The 21,968-nt window shown below is 67.6% G+C and carries 20 protein-coding genes; 10 read left to right on the top strand and 10 right to left on the bottom strand.

What is annotated here, in order from left to right; all coding sequences use genetic code 11:
* Positions 1-17: 17 nt before the first annotated feature.
* Together JFC09_RS11630 and JFC09_RS11625 are read right to left on the bottom strand one after the other, a co-directional pair.
* Complete coding sequence (locus JFC09_RS11630) at positions 18-803, bottom strand: enoyl-CoA hydratase-related protein (protein ID WP_198394197.1); 786 nt, start codon at positions 801-803, stop codon at positions 18-20.
* Positions 804-853: 50 nt separating this feature from the next.
* Positions 854-2,386, bottom strand: a complete 1,533-nt coding sequence (locus JFC09_RS11625) for an AMP-binding protein (RefSeq protein ID WP_198394196.1) — start codon at positions 2,384-2,386, stop codon at positions 854-856.
* A 147-nt stretch (positions 2,387-2,533) separates the two neighbouring features.
* Between JFC09_RS11625 and JFC09_RS11620 the strand changes: the two genes are divergently transcribed.
* Positions 2,534-3,136, top strand: a complete 603-nt coding sequence (locus JFC09_RS11620) for a PaaI family thioesterase (RefSeq protein WP_198394195.1) — start codon at positions 2,534-2,536, stop codon at positions 3,134-3,136.
* On the opposite strand, the gene JFC09_RS11615 is transcribed toward JFC09_RS11620, so the two are convergent.
* Genes JFC09_RS11615 through JFC09_RS11605 form a run of 3 tightly spaced genes read right to left on the bottom strand, consistent with a single transcriptional unit; the run spans position 3,093 to position 6,164 of the window.
* Positions 3,093-4,667, bottom strand: a complete 1,575-nt coding sequence (locus tag JFC09_RS11615; RefSeq protein ID WP_198394194.1) for an AMP-binding protein — start codon at positions 4,665-4,667, stop codon at positions 3,093-3,095. The two genes, JFC09_RS11620 and JFC09_RS11615, sit on opposite strands and share 44 nt — an antisense overlap.
* A gap of 46 nt (positions 4,668-4,713) precedes the next feature.
* Entirely contained in the window at positions 4,714-5,367 is a 654-nt protein-coding gene (locus JFC09_RS11610; RefSeq protein WP_198394193.1) for a TetR/AcrR family transcriptional regulator, read from the bottom strand.
* Positions 5,368-5,411: 44 nt separating this feature from the next.
* Positions 5,412-6,164, bottom strand: a complete 753-nt coding sequence (locus JFC09_RS11605) for an SDR family NAD(P)-dependent oxidoreductase (RefSeq protein WP_198394192.1) — start codon at positions 6,162-6,164, stop codon at positions 5,412-5,414.
* 121 nt (positions 6,165-6,285) lie between these two features.
* On the opposite strand from JFC09_RS11605, the gene JFC09_RS11600 reads away from it, so the two are divergent.
* The 6 genes from JFC09_RS11600 to JFC09_RS11575 all read left to right on the top strand — a co-directional run bounded on the left by JFC09_RS11600 (position 6,286) and on the right by JFC09_RS11575 (position 14,061).
* Positions 6,286-7,428, top strand: a complete 1,143-nt coding sequence (locus JFC09_RS11600; RefSeq protein WP_198394191.1) for a thiolase family protein — start codon at positions 6,286-6,288, stop codon at positions 7,426-7,428.
* 48 nt (positions 7,429-7,476) lie between these two features.
* Entirely contained in the window at positions 7,477-8,646 is a 1,170-nt protein-coding gene (locus tag JFC09_RS11595; protein ID WP_198394190.1) for an acyl-CoA dehydrogenase family protein, read from the top strand.
* Between the two features lie 402 nt (positions 8,647-9,048).
* Entirely contained in the window at positions 9,049-9,588 is a 540-nt protein-coding gene (locus tag JFC09_RS11590; protein ID WP_232483493.1) for a TRAP transporter small permease, read from the top strand.
* A 61-nt stretch (positions 9,589-9,649) separates the two neighbouring features.
* The gene (locus JFC09_RS11585) at positions 9,650-11,239 is read left to right on the top strand and encodes a TRAP transporter large permease (protein WP_232483492.1); all 1,590 of its coding nucleotides are present in this window, start codon (positions 9,650-9,652) and stop codon (positions 11,237-11,239) included.
* A 192-nt stretch (positions 11,240-11,431) separates the two neighbouring features.
* Positions 11,432-12,697, top strand: a complete 1,266-nt coding sequence (locus tag JFC09_RS11580) for a type 2 periplasmic-binding domain-containing protein (RefSeq protein ID WP_198394189.1) — start codon at positions 11,432-11,434, stop codon at positions 12,695-12,697.
* Positions 12,698-12,768: 71 nt separating this feature from the next.
* Complete coding sequence (locus JFC09_RS11575; RefSeq protein WP_198394188.1) at positions 12,769-14,061, top strand: type 2 periplasmic-binding domain-containing protein; 1,293 nt, start codon at positions 12,769-12,771, stop codon at positions 14,059-14,061.
* A 139-nt stretch (positions 14,062-14,200) separates the two neighbouring features.
* Here the strand turns inward: JFC09_RS11575 and JFC09_RS11570 are convergent, their stop codons facing one another.
* Both JFC09_RS11570 and JFC09_RS11565 read right to left on the bottom strand, forming a co-directional pair.
* Entirely contained in the window at positions 14,201-15,307 is a 1,107-nt protein-coding gene (locus JFC09_RS11570) for a baeRF3 domain-containing protein (protein ID WP_198394187.1), read from the bottom strand.
* Positions 15,308-15,396: 89 nt separating this feature from the next.
* Positions 15,397-16,578: a trans-sulfuration enzyme family protein gene (locus tag JFC09_RS11565; protein WP_198394186.1), complete on the bottom strand. Its 1,182-nt coding sequence runs from the start codon at positions 16,576-16,578 to the stop codon at positions 15,397-15,399.
* 193 nt (positions 16,579-16,771) lie between these two features.
* On the opposite strand from JFC09_RS11565, the gene JFC09_RS11560 reads away from it, so the two are divergent.
* Positions 16,772-18,142 (top strand): SLC13 family permease, encoded by a 1,371-nt coding sequence (locus JFC09_RS11560; RefSeq protein ID WP_198394185.1) that lies wholly within the window; start codon positions 16,772-16,774, stop codon positions 18,140-18,142.
* 33 nt (positions 18,143-18,175) lie between these two features.
* Complete coding sequence (locus JFC09_RS11555) at positions 18,176-18,595, top strand: hypothetical protein (RefSeq protein ID WP_198394184.1); 420 nt, start codon at positions 18,176-18,178, stop codon at positions 18,593-18,595.
* 98 nt (positions 18,596-18,693) lie between these two features.
* Here JFC09_RS11555 and JFC09_RS11550 read toward each other — a convergent pair whose 3' ends face one another.
* The 3 genes from JFC09_RS11550 to JFC09_RS11540 form a co-directional block, all read right to left on the bottom strand.
* A complete protein-coding gene (locus tag JFC09_RS11550) occupies positions 18,694-19,128 on the bottom strand; it encodes a hypothetical protein (protein ID WP_198394183.1) in 435 nt (144 codons plus the stop codon).
* A gap of 68 nt (positions 19,129-19,196) precedes the next feature.
* On the bottom strand, positions 19,197-19,805 hold the full coding sequence (locus JFC09_RS11545) for a GNAT family N-acetyltransferase (RefSeq protein ID WP_198394182.1): 609 nt from the start codon (positions 19,803-19,805) through the stop codon (positions 19,197-19,199).
* Positions 19,806-19,833: 28 nt separating this feature from the next.
* Positions 19,834-20,286, bottom strand: a complete 453-nt coding sequence (locus JFC09_RS11540; RefSeq protein WP_198394181.1) for a DUF488 domain-containing protein — start codon at positions 20,284-20,286, stop codon at positions 19,834-19,836.
* Positions 20,287-20,458: 172 nt separating this feature from the next.
* On the opposite strand from JFC09_RS11540, the gene JFC09_RS11535 reads away from it, so the two are divergent.
* Positions 20,459-21,925, top strand: a complete 1,467-nt coding sequence (locus JFC09_RS11535; protein WP_198394180.1) for an NAD-dependent succinate-semialdehyde dehydrogenase — start codon at positions 20,459-20,461, stop codon at positions 21,923-21,925.
* Positions 21,926-21,968 lie beyond the last annotated feature (43 nt).

Below are 21,968 nucleotides of genomic sequence, written 5' to 3'. Positions count from 1 at the left end.
GAGCGGGGAGGGCGCTGTCAGGCGCCGGTGTACTTCGGTGCGCGCTTCTCGCGGAACGCGGTGGCACCCTCCTGCGCATCCGACGTCGCCAGCAGGCTGGTCTGTCCGACGACCTCACGGTCGAGGTCCGAGCGCAGTGTGGGCAGCGCGATCGTGTTGATCGCCTGACGGGTCGCAGCGATCGACAGCGGCGGGCCGCCGGCGAAGGTCGCAGCGACCTCCTGCGCGCGGGCCAGCTGGGTCCCGGAATCCACGAGCTCGCTCGCCAGTCCCCAGTCCAGCGCCTGCGCGCCGTGGACGCGCTCGGCCGTCAGCGCCATGCGCATCGCACGGTGGCGGCCGGCGGACGCGGCGACCAGGGCCGTGGCGCCGCCGTCGGGCATGAGGCCGATCTTCGTGAACGCGAGCATGAAGAACGACTTGTCGTCCACGACGACGTAGTCGCAGGCGAGCGCCAGCGAGCAGCCCACACCCGCAGCGGCGCCGGACACCGCGGCGACGGTGGGGACGGCGGAGTCGCGCAGCAGCATGATGATCTCGTTGACGTCGTCCAGGAGGCTCCCGGACTCCTCCCCCTCCACCTTCGCCTGGAGATCCGCGCCGGAGCTGAACGAGCGGTCGTCGCCCGTGAGGACGATCGCCCGGACGGAGTCGTCCGTCTGTGCGTCCTCGAGCGCCTTCCGCACCGCGGCGACGCTCGCGAGGATCAGTGCGTTGAGCCGGTGGGGGCGGTTGAGGCGGATCGTCATGACGCCCTGGGCGTCGGTGTCGATGAGGACGGGGGACTCAGCGGTGTCGGTCATGCTGACTTCCTTTCGAAGGGGGATGGTCTGTGCTGTTCAGTCTGTGCTGTTCAGTCTGTGCTGGTCGAGGGGATCACACGCTGACGCTCGCGCACCGCCGCCCTCAGGTGCGGGCGAGGCTGGGGTCGAGCTTCCTCTTCACCAGTTTGCCGGCGGCCGTCCAGCCATTCCCGCACGTCCGCGCCCAGATCCTGCGTCGGGGCCACGTGGTCCTCCGGCTCCAGGTAGGCGACGACGACCTCGCCCAGCTCGTCGTCCGGTTCGCCCACGACCGCGACGTCGCGGACGTCCGGGTGGAGGGCGAGCGCGTTCTCGATCTCCTGCGGGTAGATGTTCACGCCGCCGGTGATGATGAGGAAGCTCGTGCGGTCGGCGAGGAACAGGTAGCGCTCCTCGTCGATCCACCCCATGTCGCCGGTGGTGACCCAGGTGGGGTGGTTCGGGTGGCGGGAGTCCGAGGTCTTCGCCGGATCGCCGAAGTACTCGAAGGGCCTGCGCCCCTCCTCCACCTCGAAGTAGACGAGGCCGGTCTCCCCCACCGGGAGCTCTTCACCGCCGGGGCCGCACACGTGGACGGTGCCCATGTACCCGTCGCGCCCCACGGATCCCGGCTTCCGCAGCGCCTCCTCCGAATTGATGAGGGTGAGTCCCGCGCTCTCCGTCGACGCGTAGTACTCGTAGACGACGGGTCCCCACCACTCGATCATCTTCCGCTTCACGTCGGCGGGGCAGGGGGCGGCGGCATGGATCGCGTACCGCATGGAGGACACGTCGTAGGAGTCGCGGACCTCCTGCGGCAGCTTGAGGAGGCGGATGAACATCGTCGGCACCCACTGGGAGTGCGTGACGCGGTGCTTCTGGATGAGGGCGAGCGCCTCCTCCGCGTCGAAGCGCGGCATGATGACGGCGGTCCCGCCGCGCGCGTGGGTCGTCATGACGTAGCGCAGGGGCGCCGCATGGTAGAGCGGGGCGGGTGACAGGTACACGGAGTCCGAGTCGAAGCCGTAGATCTGCGTGAACAGCTGCACGATGGGGACGTTCGGGTCCTCGACGGGCTGGTTCCGCGGTTCCGGCAGGATCCCCTTGGGGCGTCCGGTGGTCCCTGACGAGTACAGCATGTCGTCGCCGCGGGGCTCGTAGTCCGGCTTCACGTCGCTGGCGCCTGCCAGGACCTCTTCGTAGGGATCGAACCCGTCCAGGGGCTCACCGATCCAGATCCTGTGGTCGATGTCCGCGCAGAGCCGCGCCAGCTCCTCCGCCTGCTCCAGCTTCCCGGACAGCAGCACGACCTGCGCCTGGCAGTCGTGGACGATGTACGACGCCTCGTCCGGCGTGAGGTGGCGGTTCACGGCGGTGATGAGGGTGCCCGAGCGCAGTGCGGCCCACATCGCCTCGACGATCTCGAACCGGTTCTCCGCGACGATCGCCACGTGATCGCCCGTCTTCAGCCCCAGGGCGCGGAAGTGGTTGGCGAGCCTCAGGGACCGCTCTTCGAGCTGCGCGTACGTGAGGACGTCGTCCGTGTCCGCCATGATGAGTGCGGGCTTGTCCGGTCGGGCGTCTGCATGGGCTCCTGGATACATCGTGATCACTTCCCTGTGATGGTTCGATGCGCTGCGCGCGATTTTCGGTCCGATGCGCTGTTCGCGGCTCTGCGTGAGGCTACACTCCGAGTGAGTGAACGTTTGCTAAGTACACTATCGGGATCAGGATCGACAGACAAGGAACGCATGGGACAGCACTCCCCCTTCGCGGAGCATTCGACGCGTCTCACCCGCTCTCTGGCGCACGCGCTGGTGAGTGAGCGCGACGACGCGGCGCTGGCGCAGAAGGTCCGCGCGCTCGCGGCACAGCTGCTCGAGGCCGCCGATGACCCGGCGGCCGTCACGGTCGAAGACCCTCACCCGGTGAGCGGCAGCTTCCGTGTGGACCGCACACCCATCACCTCCGCAGTGAATGCGCTGGCCCCGCCGCTGGCGATCCGGACGGTGGACGGCGAGTCCGTGAGCGACACCGCCCTCCCCCTCCAGTACCAGGGGCCGCCCGGACGCGTGCACGGCGGGATCGTCGCCCTCATGCTCGATCAGGTGCTGGGCAACGCCGCGCACGCCACGGGCCTGCCGCCGTCGTTCACCCGCGAGCTCACGATCACGTACGACGCGGCGACACCCCTGGACCAGCCCATCCGTGTCGTCGGTCGGATCGATCGGGTCGAGGGACGCAAGCGGTTCATGTCCGGCGAGATCCTGGTCGACGGGGTCACCAGCGCCCGCGCCCGCGGCCTGTGGATCAGCCCGCGGGAGCTGCAGGACCAGGCCCCTTCCCCGCAGTGACCTGATCACTCAGAGCGCGCTTGTTGATCTTGCCGACCGCGGTCTGCGGGAGGCTGTCGACGAACAGCACCTGCTTGGGCGCCTGCACGGCCCCCTTGAGGTCCTTCACGTGCGCGACGAGCCCGCCTTCGTCGATCGCATGGCCCTCCCGCAGCACGACGGCGGCGGTGACCTGCTCGCCCCACTTCTCGTCGGGCACTCCGAACACGGCCGACTGGGCGACGGACGGGTGGGCGGCCAGTGCGTCCTCGACCTCCCGCGGGTAGACGTTGAACCCGCCGGAGATGATCATGTCCTTCTTCCGGTCGACGATGTAGAGGTACCCCTCCTCGTCCATCCGCGCGATGTCACCGGTGTGCAGCCAGCCGTCGACGATGGTCTCCGCGGTGAGGTCCTCGCGCTGCCAGTACCCGTCCATCGCCCCGCGACCGCGGATGCACAGCTCCCCGGACTCTCCCCGGGCGACCTCCTCGCCCATCGGGTCGAGGATCCGCACGTCGACGGACTGCACGGGCTTGCCGCACGACAGCAGCCGGTCCGGGTTCCGATGGTCCTCCCGCGACAGGACGGAGATGGGATAGCACTCCGTCTGGCCGTAGAGCTGCGCGAAGACGGGTCCGATCCGCTCCAGACCCTCCCGCAGGCGCGACTCCGACATGGGCGAGGCGCCGTACAGCACGTATTCGAGGCTCGACGTGTCCCGCACCTCCAGGTCGGGATGGTCGAGCAGGGCGTAGATCATGGTGGGGACGAACAGCGTGAAGCTGATCCGCTCCCGTTCGATCGTCTCCAGCACGGCGGCCGGGTCGAACCCGTTCATGAGGTGCACCGTGCCGCCCCTCGACAGGGTCGGTCCGATCTTGGTGCCCGCCACATGGCTCATGGGAGGGATCAGCAGGTAGCGGGGCGTGGCCGGGAGCTCGAAGTCGGCGAGGATGTCGGCACTCGACGGTCCCACGTTGAACTGTCTGCGCGTCACCCCCTTGGGCCGCCCCGTCGTCCCGCCGGTGTAGTTGATGATGGCGCGGTCGTCGTGGCGTCCGTCGTCGCGGAATGTCTGCGGGCCCACCTGCGCCGCTGCGGTCTCCAGGTCGCCGGCGAACTCTGCAGGGCCGAAGGTCCAGACGGGGAGCCCCGCACCCGTCGCGACGTCGATGAGCTCACGGCTGCGCTCCGGATGATTCGTCTCGTCGACGACCAGAGCGGCCGCGCGGGAGTCCTCGATCTGGTAGACCTGGTCCGCCGCTCCTCCCATCGGGTGAAGCCACGTGACGTAGAGCCCCAGCGACTGCACTGCGACACCCAGCGCCCAGACCTCGAACCGGTTGGCGCCCAGGGCGGCGATCCCGTCGCCGCGGCGCAGCCCCGCCTGGGAGAGGACCGCCTGGTAGCGGCAGATCAGGTCGAGGACCTGGGCGTACGTCGTCTCCCCGCGCTCCTCCTTGAACGCGACCCGGTCCGGATGGCGCTCGAGGATGCGTCGGATCTGCGCACCGATGGTCGGTCCCGTGAGGTGCTGTGCGATCTCCATTGATTGCTCCGTCTCGTGGTGGATGGTTCCTGATGGGGCGCGGTGCTCAGCGCGGGAGGAACACCGCCGTCCAGGTGTCGAGCATCGGCTCCGTGCGGTGGTCGCGGCCGGAGAACGTGTAGGTGAGCGCCATCCCGCGCATGCTCGTGAACACGAGGTCCAGGGTGCGGGGGAACTCCGGCCGCGAGGCGACGGGATCACCGAACGACCGTGCAGAACTCTCCCGCACCCGCTTGAGCACCCGCTTCTCGTGGTCGACGAGGTCCGCGGCGAGCTCCGGGTCCGTCCGCGCCGCGATCCACGTCTCCATGGCAGCCCAGAAGTTGTCCGCGAAGAACGTCTCCCACATCCGCTGCACCGCCCAGCGGACGCGGGCGGGCTGATCGTCCTCCGCCGGAGCACCGGCGAAGTCGGAGTGCCGTGCGGCATCCAGCCGCTCCTCCATGAGCCGCTTGACTGCGGAGGCGAGCAGCACCTGCTTCGACGGGAAGTGGTGCAGCAGCTTGCCGCGCGACACCCCCGCCCGCTGCTGGACCGCCAGCGTCGTCGTCGCCGCGTACCCGTCCTCCAGCAGGCAGTCGATCGCCGCAGTGAGGATCGCGTCCTTCGCGATCCGCCCCCGCTCCTGCCCCCCGCCGGACGGGGGACCACCGCCGAGGCCCCGGTCGGGGGAGGCGGGGACGCCCACCTTCCCGACCACGGCCTCGGCGGCGGTGTCGTTCGTCGTGTCGATCGTCGCGCCGATCAGCGCGGGGCCATGCGGATGGCGCCGTCCAGACGGATCGTCTCCCCGTTGAGCATGGGGTTCTCGACGATCTGGGCGGCCATGAGGCCGAACTCCGCCGGCACGCCCAGGCGCGACGGGTGCGGCACCTGCTCGCCCAGCGACTTGAGCGTCTCCTCCGACGCTCCCAGCATGAGCGGCGTGTGGAAGATGCCCGGAGCCACCGTCATGACACGGATGAGCGACGACGCGAGGTCACGGGCGATCGGCAGCGTCATGCCGACGATGCCGCCCTTCGACGCGGAGTACGCGGCCTGACCGATCTGCCCGTCGAATGCGGCCGCGGACGCCGTGTTGACGATGACGCCGCGCTCCTCGCCCACCGGGTCGATGCCCTGCATGTGTGCGGCCGCGAGCCGGATGACGTTGAACGTGCCGATGAGGTTGACGGTCACGATCTTCGTGAAGTCCCCCAGCGGGAAGACGCCCTTGCGACCCGACACGCGCTGCGAACCGCCGATGCCGGCGCAGTTGACGACGATGCGGAGGTCACCCAGTTCGCTGGTGCGCTCGATGGCCGCCTGCACCTGTGCCTCATCCGTCACGTCACCTTCCACGAAGGTGACGGAGTCTCCCAGTGCGGCGACCTCGTCCGACCCCTTGAGGTCGAAGGCGACGGCCTTACCGCCGCGCGACACGATCTCCTGCACCGTCGCGAGTCCCAGTCCGGATGCGCCTCCTGTGACGAAGGCGACCTGATCCTTGATCTGCATGCTGCTCCTTCTCCGAGCCGTGGCCCGTCGGTGTGGGGATTACCAGTCCATATTGACTGGTTTTGGCTCATATGTGAAGCTGGGCACACAATCACCGAACATTCGTTCAGCAGGAGAAGCCATGACCGATGCAGTCATCGTCGCCGCACGCCGCACACCGACCGGGAAGCGCGAGGGCGTCCTGTCCGGCGTCCACCCGGCGGACCTGTCCGCCCACGTCCTCGAGGACCTCGTGAAGACCGCGGGCGTCGACCCGGCGCTCGTCGAAGACGTCATCTGGGGCTGTGTCACCCAAGCCGGCGAGCAGACGGGCGACATCGCCCGCACCGCGGCGCTGTCCGCAGGCTTCCCCGAATCCGTCACCGGCGTCACCGTCGACCGCCAGTGCGGCTCCTCGCAGCAGGCCGTCCACTTCGCGGCCGCGGGCATCATCGCCGGCCAGTACGACATCGTGATCGCCGGTGGCGTCGAGTCGATGTCCCGCAACCCCATGGGATCGTCCTCGATGGGGAAGAACCCGTACGGCGACCGCTTCATGGACCGCTATGACGGTGTGAAGCCCAACCAGGGCGTGGGTGCGGAGATGATCGGTGAGCAGTGGGGCTTCTCCCGCGCGCAGGTCGACGAGTTCGCACTGGAGTCGCACGCACGTGCCGCCGCAGCGACGGATGCGGGCGCCTTCGCGTCGCAGATCGCACCCGTCCAGACGGAGCACGGCCTCATCTCCGCAGATGAAGGCATCCGCCGCGGAGGCACCGCGGAGGGCCTCGGCAAGCTCAAGACCGTGTTCAAGGAGGATGGCATCGTCACCGCCGGCAACTCCTCGCAGATCTCCGACGGCTCCGCCGCCCTCCTCATGATGAGCGGGGAGCGCGCGAAGGAGCTGGGCCTCAAGCCGATCGCACGCGTCCACACCGCGGTCCTCGCCGGCTCGGACCCCGTCATCATGCTCACGGCACCGATCCCGGCCACCCAGAAGGCGCTCAAGAAGTCCGGTCTCAGCATCGCCGACATCGGCGTCTTCGAGGTGAACGAGGCGTTCGCGACCGTCCCCCTCGCATGGCAGCAGGAACTGGGCGCGGACTTCTCCACGATCAACCCGAACGGCGGTGCCATCGCGATGGGTCACCCGCTGGGCGGATCCGGCGCGCGCCTCATGACGACGATGGTCCACCACATGCAGGACAAGGGCATCAAGTACGGCCTGCAGACCATGTGCGAAGGCGGCGGCCAGGCCAATGCGACCATCCTCGAACTGCTCTGACCCGAACACCCCGACAGCAGACCCCAGTGCACGGACAGGAGTGACACGGTGAAGAGAGAGCTCTACGACGAGGACCATGAGGACTTCCGCCGGACAGTGGCGGCGTTCTTCGACAAGGAAGTGGTGCCCCACCAGGACCGCTGGGAGGAACAGGGCGTCGTCGACCGCTCGATGTGGAAGGCGGCGGCCGAAGCCGGCGTCATCGGCTTCTCGCTGCCGGAGAAGTACGGCGGCGGGGGCGTCACCGACTACCGGTTCGAGATGATCCGCGGGGAGGAGTCAGCACGCCGCGGCATCGCCTCCTCCGTCAGCGGGTGGGGTGTCTCCGACGGCATCGTGCCCGGCTACCTCACCGGCTTCGGCAGCGAGCACCTGCAGGACAAGTACCTCCCGGGACTGGCCGCCGGCGACCTCATCGGGGCCATCGCGATGACGGAGCCCGGTGCGGGATCGGACCTCCAGAACATCCGCACCCGCGCTGTGAAGGACGGCGACGACTGGGTGATCGACGGATCGAAGACGTTCATCACGAACGGCCAGACCTGCGATTTCGTCATCGTCGTCGCGAGGACGGACCCCGACGCCCCCGGCTCCCGCGGCACGTCGCTCTTCATCGTCGACGAGGGGACTCCCGGCTTCACGAAGGGGCGCAACCTCGACAAGGTGGGGCTGGCCGCCCAGGACACCTCCGAACTGTCCTTCGAGAGCGTCCGGGTGCCGGACTCCCAGCTGCTGGGCCAGCTCAACGAAGGGTTCATCCACCTCATGATGAACCTGCCGTACGAGCGGATGGGCATCGCCTCCGGCGGTCTGGCGGGAGCGCGTGCCGCGTTCCGGTGGACCGCGGAATACGTGTTCTCCCGACAGGCCTACGGCGGCACGATCGGCGACCTCCAGGCGACCCAGTTCGAACTCGCAGAGCTGGAAGCGCGCATCGACATGCTCGAGGCGTACGTCGACCGCTGCGCCCTCGCCCTGAACGCGGGCACGCTCACGGCGATCGAGGCGTCGAAGGCGAAGATGCTCGCAGCGGACCTCCAGATCGAGGTCGTCAGCAGGGGCCTCCAGCTGCACGGAGGCTACGGCTACATGCTGGAGTACCCCATCGCGCGGGCGTTCCGCGACAGCCGCATCCAGTCGATCTACGGCGGCACGTCCGAAGTCATGAAGCACATCATCGGCAAGGACATCCGGTCCCGATACCGGCAGGATCGGTGACTGAGCGCCACTGACGGCGCGGGCAGGCGGAAGGGGACGGGCTCACGAGCCCGTCCCCTTCCGCGTGAGCTCCCATTTCCGCATGACACGTCCTCCACGTGAGATCACGCCCGGGTGGAGCAGCGCTCCACATGAGACACACCTGCCTCGCGACAGGCTCGTGTGGGAGGGTCGCGGCATGCGCCGTGGTTCGTACCCCAGGTCACGAATTGAGCAAGGCCTCGAGTTTTTCTCATTTCCCCTTGCACTCTGGGTGATCAATCGATAAGTTCAACCGCGAGGTCGGCACTGCTCGGATCCGAAACGGCGAAGAAGCAAGCTCCGTGATCCGATCTCCGATCCGAGACCCACAGGACGGCGGGGCACCCGCCCCTCCTCCCGATGAAGACGAAGGTGACTTCAATGACTCGAGTGAACGCAGGCCTGGACAAGGTGCTGTCCGTGCTGACCGCGATCGCTGTCGTGGCGATGATGCTGCACGTGGTCCTGCACGCACTGATGCGCTTCTTCCTCAACTCCCCCCTCTACGGCACGAACGAGATCGTGTCCTACTGGTACCTGCCGGTCGTGGCCCTGCTGGGCATCCCCGCCGCGCACCTGCAGAACGAACACATCACCGTCGTGCTGCTGGTGGAGAACCTGAGCAAGAAGATCCGCAACATCTTCATGGTCTTCGCCTGCTTCATGGCCGCCCTGGTCAGCATCGGCTTCATGATCTACGGCTTCCGGGAAGCCATGGACAAGATGGGCATGGGCGCCACCGCCGGCGTCACGGACATCATCACCTGGCCGGTCTACTTCCTCGTGCCCCTGGTGTTCTTCGTCATGGCGGCCCTCTACATCCTGGAGATCATCGTCGTCTTCCGCACCGGTGATCCCGACATCGACGTCCGCACCGGCGAGAAACTCGAATCCGACCCCATCGAAGAGGCCGCGCTGTGAACCGCACCCGCCCCCACACAGCGAGCCACCTCCTGACTCTTCTGGCGAAGGACCTCCTCTCATGACAGCTTCGAACCTCACCACAGACGGCAACAACATGCCCGAGGACAACTCCCCAGACAACGACGCCGCCACGAACGCGAGCGCCGGGCAGCCGACGCTGACCCCGGGCGCCCTGCTGCCCAGCGGCAATCGCCGCAAACCCGGCAGGATTGCCGTCATCGTGTGCTTCGTCCTGCTGGCAGTGTGCCTGGGCGGCTTCTTCACCAGCTCGTCGGGACCCGTGGCCGGCATGTGGTGCGTGGCGATGATGATCCTGCTGATGTTCATGTCCGTGCCCGTCGCGTTCGCCCTGGCGATCCCCAGCCTCATCGGCGTCTACGGGCTCTCCGGCGTGCCGGCCATGACGAACATCCTGGCCACCTCCCCCTTCAACGCGGTGTCGTCCTGGACGTACTCCGTCCTGCCGATGTTCATCTTCATGGGCATGCTCCTGGCACAGTCCGGGATGGCCACCCGCATCTACCGGGCCACCGACCGCTGGTTCTCCTGGCTGCCCGGCGGCATCGGCATCGGCACCACCGCGGCCGGTGCGGGGCTGGCCTCCGTGTCCGGCTCCACCATCGGCATGACCTACACACTCGGCCGCGCAGGCATCCCCGAAATGCTGCGGGCAGGCTACGACAAGCGCGTCGCCGTGGGCACCGTCATCGTCTCCGGGCTGCCCGGCAACCTCATCCCACCCTCGATCCTGCTGGTCGTCTACGCCGGCATCGCCTCCGTGCCCGTGGGCCCCCAGCTCATGGCCGGCGCCGTGCCCGGCATCCTCGTCGCCTTCAGCTTCGCTCTCTTCATCTTCTGCCTCGGCATCCTCTTCCCCCACCTCGTGGGCCGGGGCAAGCACGCCGTCGGTGAGAAGGAGACCGTCACCTGGGCACAGCGCTTCCAGTCTCTGGGTGAGATCTGGGGCTTCCCGCTCATCATGCTCGTCCTCTTCGGCGGCATGTTCTCCGGCGCGTTCACCCCCACCGAAGCCGGTGCCGCCGCCGCTCTGACCGCGATGATCCTGACCCTGTGGTACACGCGGAAGAACAACCCGATCGGCAACGTGTCCCGTGCCGCGGTGTCCACCGTGTCCTCCACCGCCGCGATCTTCTTCATCATCATCGGTGCTGAAATGCTCACGAAGCTGCTGGCGATCACCGGGCTGGCCCCGGTCATCACCGAGTTCATCACCGGAATGGGACTCAACCGGGTCGGCTTCCTGCTGGTCCTCGTCCTCCTCTACCTGGTCATGGGCATGTTCTTCGACACCCTGTCGATGATGCTGCTGACCATCCCGATCCTGCTGCCGACGCTTGCGGAGATGGACGTCAGCGCCCTGTGGTTCGGTGTGTTCGTCGTGCTGCTGGGCGAGCTGGGCATGATCACCCCGCCGGTGGGGATCCTGTCCTTCATCGTGCACAACATCGCGAAGAACCCCGAGGTGAATCTGGGTCAGACGATCACGCTGAAGGACATCTTCGTGTCCCTGCTGTGGTTCCTGCCCGTGGCGGTCCTGTTCCTCGTCCTCATGATCTTCGTGCCGGAGATGACGGAATGGCTGCCCGACCTCCTCGAACGCACAGCCGGCAGCACAGCCACCCAATAACCCGGCCACCCAGTCACCCTTCACCCACGCAGTAAGTTCATCAGCCATCCAATAGTTCATCAGCCATCCACGAGCCTGCCGGGCCTCACCGGCCCGGCAGGCTTGCCCGCACACCCCAGCTCTCCCCCTTGCACACCCCCTCAGAAAGAAAGTGAGACCGCCTTGGTCCTCTCCGCAGCGCGCACGAAGCGCATGAACAGGCTTGCGCCCGCCGTCGCCGGAGCGAGCGCCCTCGCCTTCGCCCTCACCGCGTGCGCCGGATCCGCCGGAACCGGTGGCGGTGGCGGCGGGTCGGAGGACTCCGGAGCCTTCGACGCCGGTGCGAGCCAGGAGGAGGTCGACGCGGCTCTTGCCGACCTCGACCCTGTGGAGATCACCTACCAGCCGTCCGCGGCCTCGCAGGAGTCCGTGCAGTCGCCGTCCGGCACCGTCCTCGCAGAGGCGATCGAAGAGCGGTCCGGCGGGAAGATCTCCGTCGACCTGGTCTGGGGACAGGCGGTCGCCGGGTACTCGGAGGTCCACGACGCCCTGGGCGACGGTCGCGTCGACCTCGCCTACACGCTGCCCGTCTACGACCCGGCGCAGTTCCCCGCCGTGAACGCCCTGGGCGACGCGCTGGGCGGACTCGACCCGTCACCCTACGTCGGGGAGATGGTGACGAACGCGGTCGCCACCGACGTCGCCTGGCAGACACCGGAGATCGTCGAGGAGTACGAGGACCTGGGGATCCAGCCGATCGCACCGACCGTCGCCTCCGGCGGTTACTACTCCATCTGCAACACCCCCGGTGTGGAGGAGGAGGACTACGACGGCAGGCAGATCCGCATCGCCTCGAAGACCCAGGGCGAACTCATGAGCAGCATCGGAGCCTCCCCCGTGTCGATGGAGTACACGGAGACCTTCGAGGCGCTCCAGCGCAACACCGTCGACTGCACGCTCGGACAGCTCGTGCCGTCGGCTGAGGCCGGCATCTTCGAAGTGGCCCCGCACGTCGGGTACATGACGGAGACGAGCATCTCCCGCAGCCCCGGCGCCCTTCTCGCCGGCTCCAAGTTCGCGGACCTCCCACTCGGGTACCAGCAGGTGATCTTCGATGCGTACACGGACTACTTCCACGGCCAGATGATGACGACCATCAACGGCAACGCAGTGGCGATCGGCATGGCCAAGGAGGCCGGCGGAGAGATCGAGCAGTTCCCCGAGGAGTTCCAAGAGGACATCGCGGAGTTCAGTGAGGACAAGCGCGCGGAGCTCGCCGAATCCGGCGTGGCCGGCGGCGAACTGCAGACCCGCGTCGAGGAATCCGCTCAGAAGTGGGCGGACCGCGCCGAGGAACTGGGCTTCACCGATGAGGGAACGACCGAGGACTTCGACGAGTGGTTCGACGAGGACACCGACTTCCGTCCTCTCGGACAGGCGATCTTCGACGAGGTGATCCTCCCTCACCGACCATCCTGACCATCCTGACCACCCATGATTCCCCACCCACCGGGCGACAGTCGCTCGGTCGACTCAAAGGAGAGCCGAAGATGAGGAAACGATCGATTGGCCGTCTGCCCCGGGCAGCGACTGCGACTGCAGCGTTCGGCGTGTGCGCTCTGGCACTGAGCGCCTGCGCGGGCTCCGCCGCCGGCGGTGGCAGCGGGGCCGACGGCGAGGCCGGAGAGGGCTTCGCGTACGACGCGCCCCAGGAGGAGGTCGACGAAGCGCTGGAGGACCTGGATCCGGTGACGATCAAGTTCCAGCCGTCGTCGGCGTCACCCGACTCCGTCATGGCGCCCGCGGGCACCGTGTTCAAGGAGCTCGTCGAAGAGCGGTCCGGTGGGAAGATCACCGTCGAGATCATCTGGGGACAGGCGATCGCAAGTTATGCGGAAGTACACGACGCACTGGGCGACGGCCGCCTGGACGTCGCGTACACCCTGCCGGTCTATGACCCGGCACAGTTCGCCGCGGTCAACGACCTCGGCACTGTCATGGCCGCGGTCAAGCCCTCTCCCTTCCAGGGCGAGCTGGTCGCGAACGCGGTCGGCAACGAGCTCGGGTGGAACAACGAGTCGGTGCTGGACACGTACGAGGAACTCGGGCTCACGCCGCTGACCCCGTTCGCCGCGTCAGGCGGCTACTACTCGGTGTGCAACTCCGTGGTCGACTCGGAAGATGACTGGGACGGCCTCCAAGTCCGCATCGCCTCGACCGCACAGGCGGCGCAGGTGAAGCACCTGGGTGCCACTCCCGTGTCGATGGAGTACGCAGAGACCTTCGAGGCGCTGCAGCGCGGCACCGTCGACTGCACGCTCGGACAGCTCGTACCGTCGGCTGAGTCCGGGATCTTCGAGGTCGCCCCGAACCTGGGCTACACGACGGAGAACTCGTTCTCGCGCAGCCCTGGTGCGTACCTCGCCGGTTCCGGGTTCAAGGACCTGCCCCTGGCCTACCAGCAGATCATCTTCGACTCGAACGCGCTCGCGGCAGAAGGCGGCCTGGAGGCCGTCATCGGCGGCAACGCGGACGCTGTGCGACAGGCGAAGGAAGCCGGCGGCGAGGTCGAGCCGTTCGACGAGAACCTGCAGAGCGCGATCAGCGAGTACTCGGAGGAGCTCTCCGAGGCCGCGCTGGAGAACGGTCTGATCGACGAGAACATCCTCGACAACATCGCCGCGTCGGAAGAGGAGTGGACGAAGCGCTTCGAGGAGCTGGGCTACGTCGATGACGGGACCGTGAGCGACTTCGACGAGTGGTTCGACGAGGACACGGACTTCTCCGGCTACGCGAAGGCCGTGTACGAAGAGGGCACCGCGCAGGAGCACCGCCCCAGCTGACCCACACGGCTGAGGCGCGGCTGCCGCATCCAGCAGCAGAAGGGGCCCGGGTCCGACGGTCAGGAAGACCGTCGGACCCGGGCCCACTTCTGTGTCGCAGCGCGACGACCGTCTGCGCGGTCCCCGTCAGGCGGAACGGTCAGTAGCGGAACGTCGCGATGGCGTCCGCGGACCACTCCCAGTCCGCCCATGTCCGAACGCTGCCGCTGGCCCGCACCGTCGCGATGATCGCCTCGTCCGCCAGCGCGGACGCGTCGGGTGAGCTGAGACGCTGCTCGTCCCGCGGGAGGAAGAGCGTGTCGACACGCCCCTCCTTCGCCGAGGCCGCGATCTCCGCCAGATCGAACGATCCGCGGCCGTTGTGGGCCTGGGTGAGTGCCTTCTCCGACTCCGCCTTCTCCTGCGCCGCAGACCGAGCGCTCAGCTTCCTCCACGCCGCCGACCGCAGGTCGTCAGGCGTGGTGTGCTCCGGGTTGCCCGCGATCACCTCGTCGTGGATGACCGGGTAGGGGCACACCTCCTTGAAGGTCGACAGGTATTCGGCGACCGACGCCAGCACCAGCGGCTGGGACCGGGCGGTGCCCAGCTCCTTCGCCACGGCCTCCCCCACCGCCCGCAGGAACTTCTGCGTGAGCATCGTGTCCGTCTCGTCCGCACCGCCGTGCCCGTGGAACGCCGCCTGTCCCCCGCCGATGGGGCGATGCTGCAGCTGCGGTTCCGGCAGCTCCCCGATGACGTCCTCGAAGTCCTCCGGGATGTTTCCCTGCGGAAGCTGCTCGATGCTGTTGCGGGTCGCGTCGAACAGTCGGACGGAGTTCTTCGCGAGCGCCAGCACATAGGTCCGCCCGCTGTTCTCCACGACCGGCACGACCGGGCGGACATGGAAGTGATCCGCGACGATGACCGCGTCGGCCACCTCGATCGGGATGCGCGTCGCCACGAAGAAGTCCTGTGCGGCGAACACCACCAGACCGCGGCTCTGCTGACGCCAGTACGTCGAATCGGAGGTGAGTTCGCGCACCGGGGCGAGCACCGCCTCGGTGGCGGCCTCACTCAGTCCCTCCTCACGGAGGCGCGCTGCGGCCGTCTTGAGCTGGTTGCTGAGGATAGCGGCGGATCGACCGGCGGTCGTCGTCTGGACTTCGGTGGGGACGTAGAAGGTGACCTTGGGACCTGACTGCGCGTCTGCTTCGACGACTGTGTCGAAGTCGAGTGTGTCAACGATTCCCTGCGGGTTGGTCGTCATCTGCGATGACCTCCTTGAAGGCAGCTCGTCTACCAGAGGTAGCTTGCCCCTCCCACCCTAATCGAGACGCGCGCCGCACGGCCCGCGCTCTACGCCTGCACGGCGTCCAGCGCGGCCCGGATGTCGTCCCACAGGTCCTCGACGTCCTCGATGCCGACGCTCAGACGGATGAGGCCCTCCGGCACCGTCTCCGGTTCCGCCGTGTGACGACGGCGCCGCTCCAGCAGGCTCTCGACTCCGCCCAGGCTCGTGGCCGGCGTCCACAGCTCACAGTGATCGACGACCTGGTCGGCCGCCTCCGTGGACCCCACGTCGATCGAGATGATCGCACCGAACCCGTCCATCTGCGCGGCGGCCCGCTCATGTCCGGGGTCGCCCCGCAGCCCCGGGTAGCGGATGGCCCGCACCGCAGGATGGGCTTCGAGCCGCTCCGCGAGGACCAGCGCGTTGTCGCCGGACCGTTCGACCCGCAGCGCCAGGGTGCGCAGCCCGCGCAGACCCAGCCACGCCTCGAAGGGGCCCGCGATCGCACCCTGGATCGACCGATGGTGCAGCAGCCCCTCCCGGACGGGCGCCTCCGCCGGCACACAGGCACCCAGGACCACGTCGGAATGCCCCGCGAGGTACTTCGTGACGGAGTGGACGACCACGTCCGCGCCGATCTCCAGCGGACGCTGGAGGAGCGGGGTGGCGAACGTGTTGTCGACGACCACGAACGCGCCGCTCGCCTTCGCCGCCTCCACGAGCGTCGGCAGGTCCGCGACTTCGAGCATGGGATTCGTGGGGGATTCGATCCACAGCAGCACCGGACGCTCGTGTGTGAGGGACGCCGTGTCCTCGGCCGCCTTCCGCACCGCGGCGATGACATCCTGGGTGTCCGCGATGTCGACGGTCACGAGGTCGAAGCGGCCCGTCCGTGCCGTCTCCTGCGCCCCCAGCAGCGCACCCTGGTAGGTGTGCGCGGGCATGACGACCGTGCCGCCCGGTGCGACGAGGTCCAGCGCGGACGCGATCGCGGCCAGACCGGACCCGTAGAGGAGTGCGGGCACATCCGCGCCCTCGAGGCGGGCCAGTGCGTCCTCGAACGGATCCCACGTGGGATTGGAGTACCGCCCGTACGCGCGGGCACCGCTCGCGACCTCCCCCGTCCCCACATACGTGGACGAGATCGTGATGGGCGGATTCACCGGTGCATCGTCCCCGCGGTGGGGACGACCAAGATCGACGACACGGGTGGCGGGACGGTGGGCGCGCGGCGAGGGCTGTGACATGGGACCACAGTAACCCCGCGGTCCTGGGCGGAGGGCTCCGGGATGCGTCACACGGTCACAATGCTGACCGGCGGCTGAGCGTCCGCTAGGCTACCCACCGGCGCTCGCGACGCAGCCGCCTCCGCGTCGGCATTCCCGGGCGCGATGGGGGGCCCGCCGATACCGCTCCCCCGACGACTCCCCTCGAGGAACCATGACTGCTCAGATCATCGCCCTGGCGATCTTCATCGCCCTGTTCGCACTGGGCGCCATCCGCGGCGTGCACATCGGCGTGCTCATGTTCGCGGGTGCCGCCGGCACCGCGCTGCTGCTCACCGACATGCCTCTCGAGGACGTCGTGAACGGGTTCCCGCTCTCCATCATGGTCCTCCTGGCAGGCGTCACACTGTTCTTCGCGATCGCCCAGCTCAACGGCACGATCGACAAGCTCATCGACCGCGCGCTGGCGAAGGTCGGCTCGAATGCGCTCCTGCTGCCGTTCGTCTTCTTCGTCCTCACCGGCGCGATCGCGTCCATGGGGGCGCCGCTGGCCGGGCTCGTCATGATGCCCGTCGGCATGCAGGTCGCCCGCCGCTACGGGATCGACTACGCACTCATAGGGCTGTCCATGTGCTTCGCGATCGGGGCAGGCGGCTTCGCACCCACCAGCCTCTACGGCATCGTCACGTACTCGACAGCACACGGGGCGGGCATCGACCTCAACCCGTTCCTCCTGTTCGCCATCGCGGTCGTCACCTACCTCCTCATGCTCGGCTTCTCCTACTTCGTGTGGGGTCGCAGGACCGTCGTCCACGAGCCCGAGGCCGTCGCCGCCGGGTCCGTCGCGTTCACCCGCGGCAGCGCGTCGACGGCGTCCGTGGAGTTCGGTGAGGGTGATGACGACGATGCACGCTTCAGCGCCGACGACGTGAGCGGCGACCGCTCCCAGATGTCCGCGACCGACCCGTTCACGTTCGAGCAGCTCGCCACGGTCATCGCGATCATCGTGCTCCTGGGATCCGTCGTCCTCGTCGCGGCGCTGGGCGGCGACCCGGACATCGGCATCCTGTGCTTCGGCCTGTCCGCTCTGCTGCTCCTCCTCAAGCCGTCGCGCGGCAAGGAGGCGGTCGTCCGCATCGACTGGTCGACCGTGCTGCTGGTGGGCGGCATCATCACGTTCGTGGGTGTGCTCGAGGAGATGGGCGCCGTCGACCTCCTGGGCGAGGGCGCGAAGGCGCTGGGCTCACCGCTCATCGCCGCGTTCGCACTCTGCCTGGTGGGCGGCCTGGTGTCCGCGTTCGCCTCGACGACCGGCATCCTCGCGGCGCTCGTGCCGCTCGCGCTGCCCCTCGTCGCCGACGGCAGCCTGCCCGGCTGGGCCCTCATCGCAGCGCTGGGCGTCTGCTCCGCGGTCGTCGACGTGTCGCCGTTCTCCACCCTGGGAGCGACCGTCGTCGCCACGGCCCCCGAAGAGGACAAGCCGCGCCTCACCAGCATCCTCCTGCGCTTCGGCCTGTCCATGGTCGTCGTGGGCCCCGTCCTGCTGGTGGGCGGCCTGGTCATCCCCGCGATGCTGGTGGGCTGAGCCGGGGTCGATCAGACCTGGCATGCTGTGCGCATGCCCAGCACTCCCTCAATCCCCCGGTCGGCATGGTTCACGGTGATCGTCGCTGCGATCGCCCTTGGCGGGTGTTCCGAGTCGACACCTCCGGACGCAGATACCGAGTCCCCCGCAGCTTCGTATGTGCGGACGAGCGACTGGGGCGAAGGGGACGCGGCACTTCTCGAAGGAACTGTGGCACTCGAGAACGGGTGCTTCACCGTAGTCGACGATGCCGGCCAGGTCATCGTGCCGATATTCCCGACCGACTTCAGGTGGAACGTTGAGTCCCGCAGCCTCTCTGGATTCGGTCACACCTTCTCCGAGGGAGATTCGGTCTCCCTGGGCGGCGGATTCACCGGATCACCGCCCTCCGTTGCTGAACACGTTCCGAGCAGCTGCGACGGCAGTGAGTTCTTCATCGTGGCCTCTGACTGACAGACAGGGGCCCAGCGGCGCTCTGCACTACCCCCCCCGAACACTGCACACCGGAAGGAGATGAATAGCCGGGCGAGGTGTCCACGAGTACCTGCATCTCAGCGTGGGCGTGCGCTTCCAGGCGCCTTTCGGACAGTGAGCGGAGTCCAGCACATGTCATCCATCGTGATGCAGCGGCGCGAGACGATCATCAGGATGAGGGCAAGCGTCGCGACGGGAAGTGTGGAAGTCGCGGCAAGCAGCGCAGCTCGATAGGCGGCGTCGAGACCGTCGACGGAAGCCATCGAGTAGGGAATGGCGATTGCGGCGGCAGTCGATACCGATAGCGCCGAAGCATCAATCGCCCAACCCGGAACTACGCGGCTGAGCGCTGCTCGGAGGGTGAAGCCGACCACCACAAGCGTGGCGAGTTGCAGGAACCAATACCAGGTAGCAAACAATCCCGGGCCAGAGAACAGTATGACGCCGACGACTGCCATGCTCATGATCAGTGCGATCACTGATCGGAGCAGCTCGAAAAGAATCAATCTCATACGTCACCCCATATCGTGAGCCGATCCAGTAGGCGCGCTCACCCTATCCACATCCCGCGCGGATCCGGTCAGGCAGGCGTGTCGCCGACAGGCTGTGGGGTGAGCTGCTTCTCCAGCACCACGAATTCGAGGTCGTCGCGCTGCGGCAGCCCGAACTGCTCCTGCCCGTAGGGGAAGGGCTCGCTCTCCCCCGTGAGCGCGAAGCCGCGCCGCTCGTAGAAGCTGATGAGCTCCGCCCGCTGCCGGATGACGGTCATCCGCATCGTCGTCGCACCCCAGCGCTCCGTGACAGCCTGCTCCGCGGCCAGCATCACGAGCTTCCCGATCCCACTCCCCTGCATCTGCGGTGCGACAGCGAACGTCCCGAAGTAGGCGACGCCATCGCCCTTGTCCTCCAGCTGCACGCACGCCACCGGCGGGATCGAGTCGCCACCCGCCTGACCGCCGACCGTCAGTGCATCGGCGCCCTCACCACTCCAGAAGAGCAGAACCAGGCTGCCCGGTGTCGCGAGGAGCTCACGGCCCATCTCGAGGTCCATCCGCTGGCCTCCCAGCAGATCCGCCTCCGTCGTCCACCCGGCACGGGAACCGTCCCCGCGGTACGCGGATTCCACGAGTTCGACGAAGGTGGGCACGTCGTCCTCACGTGCTTCTCTCCAGGTGAGCTGGTCAGTCATGGGCGAGTCCTCTCCGAGCGATGTGCGTTCACCCATTCTTCCTCTGTCCACGGAGGAAGTCCGCGAGCACGAGCGCATGGTTCTCTTCTTCGTCCTTCGCAGCGTAGAGCAGGACGAGGAGATCCTCCTTCGAATCAGAGAATCTCTCGAGCAGCTCCTGAGGTGCGTCGGACTCCCGCAGCTCCTTCTCATAGGCCTGCGAGAAGTTGTAGAAGGTGAGATCGCCGCCGTGGAATCGACGGCGCAACTCGTCCGACGGTGCGACGTCCTTGCCCCACTCGTCGTGGTCGAGGTCCGCCTTCGCCACCCCTCGCGGCCAGATCCGGTCGACGAGGACGCGATACCCGTCCTTGGGCTGGTCGTGCCGGTACAGGCGGACTGCGGCGATGCCGCCTGTCGTGTCGATGGTCGGCTGACCGTCGCTGCCGCCGGCCTTGTCGCTGCCGTCCCTCTTCCCCTGGTTCTTCGTCGTGTCGCTCATGCAACCACGCTACTCCTCCGCCCGGAGGACGGGCCAGGAGTGCCGTCCGCTGACGGGCCGATCCGTGCGAACGAGGCGTGGACAGGTCGTGAGACGGCATCGAACTGTGTGGCCCACGGCACGTAGACTGTCATCCGTCCGGGACTCATTGTCCATACGAGGAGGAGACGCCGTGGATCTGGCCCCGATCATCGAAAAGCTCAATACAGGATTGTTCATCAACGGACAGTGGCGAGACGCCGAAGGCGGGCGCACGCTGGAAGTCCGCAACCCCGCGAACGGATCGGTCATCACGACGATCGCGGACGGGTCCGAAGCAGATGCGCTCGACGCGATCCACGCAGCGCGCGACGCACAGGCAGGCTGGGCTGCGACACCTCCGCGTGAGCGCGCAGAGATCCTCCGCCGCGCCTTCGACCTGCTCCACGAGCGTGCTGACGACATCGCCGCGATCATGACAGCGGAGATGGGCAAGCCGTTCGCCGAATCGAAGGGCGAGGTCACCTACGGTGCCGAGTTCTTCCGCTGGTTCTCAGAGGAGGCCGTGCGCATCAGCGGCGACTTCACCCAGTCGACCGACGGCAAGAACCGCCTCATGATCTCCCGCGAACCCGTGGGACCCTGCATCCTCATCACCCCGTGGAACTTCCCTCTGGCGATGGGCACCCGCAAGATCGGCCCCGCGATCGCGGCAGGCTGCACGATGGTGCTGAAGCCCGCACAGCTCACCCCGCTCACATCCTTCATGCTCGTCGACGCCCTGCGGGAGGCAGGACTGCCGGACGGCGTCCTCAACGTCGTCACCTCGTCCTCCGCACGTCGTGTCGTCACGCCGTGGATGGAATCGGGTATCGCCCGGAAGATCTCGTTCACGGGATCCACCGAGGTGGGCGTCAACCTCATGAAGCAGGCCGCGGACACGGTCATGAAGACGTCGATGGAGCTGGGCGGCAACGCACCGCTGCTCGTCATGGACGACGCGGACATCGATGTCGCTGTCGAAGGCGCACTGCTCGCGAAGATGCGCAACAACGGCGAAGCCTGCACCGCGGCGAACCGCATCTACGTGCAGAAGCCTGTGGCAGAGGAGTTCTCGAAGAAGCTCGCGGAGCGGATCGGCGCCATGAAGGTGGGCGACGGTCTCCTCGAGGACACCCAGGTGGGACCGCTGGTCGACCAGGACCAGCTCGACAAGGTCGCAGAGCTCGTCGACCAGGCGGTCGACGCCGGGGCCACCGTCCTCACCGGTGGCAAGAAGATCGAGGGCGACGGCTACTTCTTCGCGCCCACGGTCCTCACGGACATCCCGGAGAACGCGACGCTGCGGGTCGAGGAGATCTTCGGCCCCGTCGCCCCCATCGTCACGTTCGAGACCGATGACGAAGCGATCGAACTGGCCAACGGCACGGAGTATGGGCTGGCGTCCTACCTCTTCTGCACGGACCTCCAGCGGTCGCTGGGCCTGGCGGAGCGGATCGAATCCGGCATGGTCGGCCTCAATACCGGCCTCGTGTCGAACCCCGCCGCTCCGTTCGGCGGTGTCAAGCAGTCCGGGCTGGGCCGTGAAGGCGGTTCGACCGGCATCGACGAGTACCTCGAGACGAAGTACGTCGCCGTTCCCCGCGCCAACGCGCAGTGATGTCTCACTCCCCACAGTGACGGGTCACCGCGTTCGCACGCTA

The organism is Brevibacterium yomogidense (genome assembly GCF_016107685.1).
GTDB lineage: Bacteria > Actinomycetota > Actinomycetes > Actinomycetales > Brevibacteriaceae > Brevibacterium > Brevibacterium yomogidense.
Note: the sequence above shows the minus strand (reverse complement) of the source record. Positions and strands in the feature narration are given on the sequence as shown.

Excerpts from the sequence above, each read along its gene's own strand:
- JFC09_RS11630 (WP_198394197.1), bottom strand. The coding sequence starts at position 803 with ATGACCGACACCGCTGAGTCCCCCGTCCTCATCGACACCGACGCCCAG.
- JFC09_RS11625 (WP_198394196.1), bottom strand. The coding sequence starts at position 2,386 with ATGTATCCAGGAGCCCATGCAGACGCCCGACCGGACAAGCCCGCACTC.
- JFC09_RS11620 (WP_198394195.1), top strand. The coding sequence starts at position 2,534 with ATGGGACAGCACTCCCCCTTCGCGGAGCATTCGACGCGTCTCACCCGC.
- JFC09_RS11615 (WP_198394194.1), bottom strand. The coding sequence starts at position 4,667 with ATGGAGATCGCACAGCACCTCACGGGACCGACCATCGGTGCGCAGATC.
- JFC09_RS11605 (WP_198394192.1), bottom strand. The coding sequence starts at position 6,164 with ATGCAGATCAAGGATCAGGTCGCCTTCGTCACAGGAGGCGCATCCGGA.
- JFC09_RS11600 (WP_198394191.1), top strand. The coding sequence starts at position 6,286 with ATGACCGATGCAGTCATCGTCGCCGCACGCCGCACACCGACCGGGAAG.
- JFC09_RS11590 (WP_232483493.1), top strand. The coding sequence starts at position 9,049 with ATGACTCGAGTGAACGCAGGCCTGGACAAGGTGCTGTCCGTGCTGACC.
- JFC09_RS11585 (WP_232483492.1), top strand. The coding sequence starts at position 9,650 with ATGACAGCTTCGAACCTCACCACAGACGGCAACAACATGCCCGAGGAC.
- JFC09_RS11580 (WP_198394189.1), top strand. The coding sequence starts at position 11,432 with ATGAACAGGCTTGCGCCCGCCGTCGCCGGAGCGAGCGCCCTCGCCTTC.
- JFC09_RS11575 (WP_198394188.1), top strand. The coding sequence starts at position 12,769 with ATGAGGAAACGATCGATTGGCCGTCTGCCCCGGGCAGCGACTGCGACT.
- JFC09_RS11570 (WP_198394187.1), bottom strand. The coding sequence starts at position 15,307 with ATGACGACCAACCCGCAGGGAATCGTTGACACACTCGACTTCGACACA.
- JFC09_RS11565 (WP_198394186.1), bottom strand. The coding sequence starts at position 16,578 with ATGTCACAGCCCTCGCCGCGCGCCCACCGTCCCGCCACCCGTGTCGTC.
- JFC09_RS11560 (WP_198394185.1), top strand. The coding sequence starts at position 16,772 with ATGACTGCTCAGATCATCGCCCTGGCGATCTTCATCGCCCTGTTCGCA.
- JFC09_RS11555 (WP_198394184.1), top strand. The coding sequence starts at position 18,176 with ATGCCCAGCACTCCCTCAATCCCCCGGTCGGCATGGTTCACGGTGATC.
- JFC09_RS11550 (WP_198394183.1), bottom strand. The coding sequence starts at position 19,128 with ATGAGATTGATTCTTTTCGAGCTGCTCCGATCAGTGATCGCACTGATC.
- JFC09_RS11545 (WP_198394182.1), bottom strand. The coding sequence starts at position 19,805 with ATGACTGACCAGCTCACCTGGAGAGAAGCACGTGAGGACGACGTGCCC.
- JFC09_RS11540 (WP_198394181.1), bottom strand. The coding sequence starts at position 20,286 with ATGAGCGACACGACGAAGAACCAGGGGAAGAGGGACGGCAGCGACAAG.